General features: G+C 34.9%; 5 protein-coding genes and 1 tRNA gene. 5 read left to right on the plus strand and 1 reads right to left on the minus strand.

The features are described 5' to 3' along the window. Window positions 1–269: 269 nt before the first annotated feature. Window positions 270–342 (minus strand) — tRNA-Phe (locus ABJI11_RS17835). Window positions 343–443: 101 nt separating this feature from the next. On the opposite strand from ABJI11_RS17835, the gene ABJI11_RS17840 reads away from it, so the two are divergent. The 5 genes from ABJI11_RS17840 to ABJI11_RS17860 all read left to right on the plus strand — a co-directional run. Continuing rightward, the gene (locus tag ABJI11_RS17840; protein WP_348355384.1) at window positions 444–1,172 is read left to right on the plus strand and encodes a type III pantothenate kinase; all 729 of its coding nucleotides are present in this window, start codon (window positions 444–446) and stop codon (window positions 1,170–1,172) included. Next, a complete protein-coding gene (locus ABJI11_RS17845; protein ID WP_348355387.1) occupies window positions 1,173–2,459 on the plus strand; it encodes a hypothetical protein in 1,287 nt (428 codons plus the stop codon). Window positions 2,460–2,498: 39 nt separating this feature from the next. Further along, complete coding sequence (locus tag ABJI11_RS17850) at window positions 2,499–3,872, plus strand: hypothetical protein (RefSeq protein WP_348355390.1); 1,374 nt, start codon at window positions 2,499–2,501, stop codon at window positions 3,870–3,872. A 5-nt stretch (window positions 3,873–3,877) separates the two neighbouring features. Then, window positions 3,878–4,489, plus strand: a complete 612-nt coding sequence (gene lptC / locus ABJI11_RS17855; protein ID WP_348355393.1) for an LPS export ABC transporter periplasmic protein LptC — start codon at window positions 3,878–3,880, stop codon at window positions 4,487–4,489. A gap of 198 nt (window positions 4,490–4,687) precedes the next feature. Beyond that, window positions 4,688–5,771, plus strand: a 1,084-nt coding sequence (locus tag ABJI11_RS17860) for a hemolysin family protein (protein WP_348355396.1), incomplete at its 3' end; no start/stop codon positions are given.

A 5,771-nucleotide genomic window follows, 5' to 3' on the forward strand; every position in this document is an offset into this window, starting at 1 on the left:
TTAGTTCTTTTGTGAAAAAAGAGAACTTGCTTAAACGCGCCCTCGTGTTATAAGAAGGATAAAAAGTTTTGCCAATGTTTCAATAATGTTATTGGCTAAAGAGGTGTCCTAGGCTGTCATTGACTGTAGGTGGGTCAAAATTCAATTTAAATTTATTGTAGAATTATTGAGTTGCAGATATGCTCCTTAAAAGGTCCTATGTATTTTTGTAATGCAATAGGTAGGTAATTAAAACAAAAAAATCCTTACCGTAAAGTAAGGATTTATTGTGGTGCCTCCAGGAATCGAACCAGGGACACATGGATTTTCAGTCCATTGCTCTACCAACTGAGCTAAGGCACCATGCTTGCTGTAAGCGGGTGCAAATATAATTTCAATTTTATGATTTCCAAACTAAATCGTAAAAAAAGAATAATGTTTTTTTAATTTTTAATCTTTGTAACATGAATTTAATAATTGATGCGGGTAATACAAACGTTAAGTTAGCGATCTTTAAAAAGTCGGAAATAATTCATTTAGAGACTGTTGTTGTCGATTTGTTTGTTGAGGCGGTAAAAAAAATCTTCAAAGAATTTCCAAAAATAGAATTTTCAATAGTTTCTAGTGTTGGGTCACTTTCAAGGGAACAAATGAAGGTTGTAGCCGTTTTTTGTGACTTGCATGAGCTTTCAAACACCTCAAAAGTGCCATTTAAGAACTCATATGCATCACCACAAAGCTTAGGTGTTGATCGTTTAGCTTTGGCAACCGCGGCATATTATTTTAATCCACATCAAAATAATTTAATAATCGATGCAGGTAGTTGTGTTACTTATGATATGTTGAATGATTTTGACGAATACTTGGGCGGAGCCATATCACCGGGAGTGCAAATGCGTTATAAGGCTATGCATGAACAGACGGCAAAGTTGCCGTTGCTCGAGAAAAAAGAGTTGTTAGACTATATAGGTAATACAACTGAGAACTGTCTTCACAGTGGGGTTGTGAATGGAATAACGCTTGAAATAGACGGTGTCATTGATCTTTACAAAGCTAGATTTGAAAATTTAACAGTTATTTTAACCGGTGGAGACACACTATTTTTGTCTAAACGATTAAAAAATACCATATTTGCGGATTCCAAATTTCTCCTGAAAGGGCTTAATTATTTGCTGGAATACAACAAGCACTAAATGATCAGAAAAATTGTAATTGCAATTGTATACATAACCACTGTTGGTATGTACGCTCAAGATGGTACTGTTTCTCCTTATTCTTTTTTTGGAATAGGTGATTTAAGGAATGAAAGTACGGTAGAAAATCAAATGATGGGAGGTATTGGTGTCTATGCCGATAGTGTTCATATCAATTTAAAAAATCCGGCTGCTTTTGGTAAGTTAGGTCTAGAGGTAATGGACCGCGAAGGTTTGGTTACTTATACGGCAGGTGTCTCTAACAAACAATATACACTCAAGAGTTTTACTGAAGAACAACAGAGCTCAATAACCAGTTTAGATTACTTGGCATTAGGTTTTAGTGTTGGTAAAGGTTTGGGTATGGGGTTTGGTATTATGCCATATTCATCTGTTGGGTATAATTTGGTCGATGAAAGAACTGTTTCCGGTGATTCTTTGGTTAACGTATATTCTGGTGAAGGCGGGTTGACAAGAGTTTTTTATTCCGTAGGATATGAAATAGTAAAGGATTTAAGCATAGGTGCAACTGTAAATTTCAATTTCGGTACATTAGAAAGTGAACGATTACAACAAATAGACGATATTCAATTTGGTACTTTTGATAGAAGAAGTTCAAGAGTAAATGGGTTCGATTTTAACTATGCCTTAAGTTATTCTCCTTTAATTAAGGGTAGAAATAGGCTTCATACGTCCATACGTGTAAATACCCAAGGCAATTTAGTGTCTAAAAACGACAGGCAGTTAGGTTCTTTTTCGGTATCCACTGGTGGTACTATAGAGGAGCTTGAGGTGAACTTAGATGCACAGAATTTAAAAAACACAGAATTGAAAATACCTACAACAACTACATTGGGTATTGGTTACGGCGAAGATTATAAATGGTTTATAGGTGCAGAATATAGTTTTCAAGAGATGAGTTCTTTTGAGAATGTGTTTTTAGGAGCGGATAATATAGCGTATGAAGACGCAAGTTCATTTGCTTTAGGTGGTTTTATTACGCCTGAACATGGTTCTTTTTCAAGTTATTTTAAACGAGTGACTTATCGCGCTGGGTTGCGTTTAGATAAGACTGGTATGTTGGTGAACGATGTTGATATAAATAACTTTGGCATAACTTTTGGATTAGGCTTACCTCTGGGACGAAGTTTCTCGAATCTTAACTTAGGTTTTGAATTTGGTAGAAGAGGAACAACAAGAGCTGATTTAATAGAAGAGAGCTATTTTAAATTTAATGTAGGTTTATCATTGAACGATCGTTGGTTCCAGAAAAGAAAAATCAATTAATAAAAATTTAGTACATTAACCATTTTAAAAAGAGAAAACATGAAATCGAAACTTTACTTCACGGCAATAATGTTCCTAGGGATGATGGGAGTGAGCAATGCGCAGGCGCAAAACCCTGAATGTATGACTAACTTGTCTATTTTTTCTGAGCATTCAAAAGTTAAAAATTATGATGCGGCCTATGAGCCTTGGAAAATGGTTTATGAAACTTGTCCACAGTTAAATAACGCTATCTATGTATATGGTGAGCGTATACTTAAAGATAAGATGAAAAAGGCGACAGGTGCTGATAAAGAACAATTTGCGAATGACCTAATGGGTCTTTATGACAATAAGTTAAAACATTTTTCATCTAAAACTACTCAAGGTGAAACCGATGTTGACAAGGCTATGGTGATGTACGATAATAAAATGGCAGATGATGCTAAAATGTACAGCATGTTAAATGATGCTTTTGAAAAAGATAAAGAGAACTTTACAAACCCTAAAGCTTTATATATCTATTTCTCTAGTTTGGTTGATGAGCACAAAGCAGGTAGAAAAGATTTGCAAGAGGTTTTCGATGTATATGATGCGGTTACTGAAAAAATAGAAGTTGAAAACGAAAAGATTACAGGTAAAATAGCAAAGTTATTACCTAAGGAAGAAGCTGGTACTTTGACTTCAAAAGAAAAGTCTCGTTTAAAAGCTTACAACTCTTACTCTGGAGCTTATGGTAAGATTGCTGGTAGTATAGATTCTAAATTAGGTCCTTTGGCAGATTGTAGTAACCTTATTCCTCTTTACGAAAAGAGTTTTGAAGAGAAAAAAGGTGATGTTGTTTGGGTAAAAAGAGCTGTAGGTTTAATGTTCAACAAAGAATGTACAGATGATCCTTTGTTCCAAAAATTATTTGAAGCGCAATTAGCTTTAGATCCATCTGCCGATGCTTATGTATATGGTGGTACTTTAAAAATGAAGAATGGAGATAGCTCAGGTGCATTAGCAGATTTTGATAAAGCATTGTCCTTAGAAACTGATAATGATAAGAAATCTAAGATTGCTTATAAAGTAGCTGTAATTAATAAGAGAAAAGGTAGCAAGTCTACGGCGCGTAAATATGCTCAGAAAGCAATTGATGCCAACCCAAGTAACGGTCGTGCTTATTTATTGATAGCTAACTTATATGCAACAAGTGCAAACAGCTGTGGTACCTCTGCTTTTGAAAAGAGAGCTATCTACTGGAAAGCTGCAGATATGGCGAGAAAAGCAGGTAGAGTTGATCCATCTTTAAGTGGTTCTTCTAGTCAAGCAGCAAACAGCTACAGCTCAAAAGCGCCTTCTAAGGAAATGATCTTTAGTTCAGGTATGGCTGGTAAAACTGTTACTTTCAACTGTTGGGTTGGTGGTAGCGTGAAAGTACCTTCTTTATAGAAAAAATGATACAGATTAAAAATTTTAAAGGCATTGCCGTGGTATGTACCATGGCAATGCTTTTTTTATCTTGTAAAGATGATTACAAAAGGGTAGGAGAAGAAGCTATAAAAAAGGTTTATCCTAGAAGTGTGGCTGAGAACTTCGTGGCTACTTATACCGAATCTCCTGAAAAATTAGGATCTGAAGATGAGGGTTCATCAAAGGTTCTTGCGGTACTTTCTGGACCAATTAGAAATGATTTTGAACAATTGTCTTTTCCTTATCAAACCTTTCCTGATGGTCTATTAGTGGAGATTTTCAACGAAAAAAACGAAAAAACAATTATAGAGGCAGATTACGGGGTGCTGTATTCTAAGACTTCTATCGTAGATTTGCGTGGTAATGTGCTTATAAAAAGTGATGATGGTAAGAAATTGTCAACATCTCAACTGTATTACGATCGTGGTAACGAATGGGCGTTTACGCAGGAAAAATTTACATTTACCAATCCAGATGATGGAACGGTAATGGATGGTGAAGGAATGGATATTCAAAAAGATCTTAATTTTTTAAATGCCCATAAAACTTACGGACTTATGTTGATTAAAGAAGATAAAGAACAAGAGAATGATTAATATTTTAAGGTATACAGAATACTTGTACGTAATAGTGGCAGGATTTTCAATTTTCAGAATTTTTACAGATTGGAATACGGATAGAAGTATGGCTTATTTTTTTATATTTTTTGCCATAGTTTCTATAGGTATGTTCTTGTTTAGAAGAAATTACAGAAAAAAATTCGAACAGCGTAAACGGGATAATCAAAATAAATAGTGGGTACAGCCGGTATTATCATTATACTTTCCTTGATTTTTTCAGCATTTTTCTCAGGAATGGAAATTGCCTTTATCTCTGCGAACAAAATCCACATTGAAATAGAAAAAAAACAAGAAGGATTTTTGGCTATGGTATTAACCAGGTTAACCAAAAAACCATCTAAATTTATTGCAACCATGCTTATTGGTAACAATATAGCCTTGGTTATCTACGGTCTGTTCATGGGAGATGTACTTATGAATTGGTTTACCGGTATTGCTCCCGATAACGCATTCCTAAAGTTATTGATTACAGACTTTAGTCTGTTGACCCAGACGTTGATTTCTACTTTTGTTATTTTGATAACGGCAGAGTTTTTGCCCAAAGTGCTGTTTCAAATTTATGCTAATAGCCTTTTAAAGTTATTGGCCATTCCGGCATTTTTATTCTACATTTTATTCTCGTTTATATCAGACTTTATTATTTGGATTTCTGATTTTATATTGAAGTATGTCTTTGGAACATCGGGAGATGAAGTTCAATTGGCGTTCAGTAAATTAGAATTGGGAGATTATATTACAGAACAGATGGAAACGGTGGAAGAGGAAGATGAAATAGATACCGAGATTCAAATTTTTCAGAATGCATTAGAGTTTGCTGCTGTAAAAGCGCGTGAGGTTATGGTGCCTAGAACGGAGATTGTAGCCGTAGAAATGCATGAAACGCCTAAGAACTTGGCGAAACTATTTACCGAAACCGGTTATTCTAAAATATTGATTTATAATGATACTGTAGATAATGTAATTGGGTACGTGCACTCTTACGAGTTGTTTAAAAAGCCAAAGACAATTAAAAGTATTTTATTGCCTGTTGAGTTTGTGCCAGAAACAATGCTTATTCAAGATATATTGAACGTTTTAATTAAAAAGCGAAAAAGTATTGCGGTGGTATTAGATGAATATGGCGGTACATCAGGTCTTGTAACTGTTGAAGATATTGTAGAAGAGCTTTTTGGGGAGATAGAAGATGAGCATGACACTACAGATTTAAGGGAAGAGGTTGTTGATGAGCGACACTTTCTGTTCTCTGCAAGGTTAGAGG

It is taken from the genome of Maribacter sp., assembly GCF_039968975.1.
Classification (GTDB): Bacteria; Bacteroidota; Bacteroidia; order Flavobacteriales; family Flavobacteriaceae; genus Maribacter.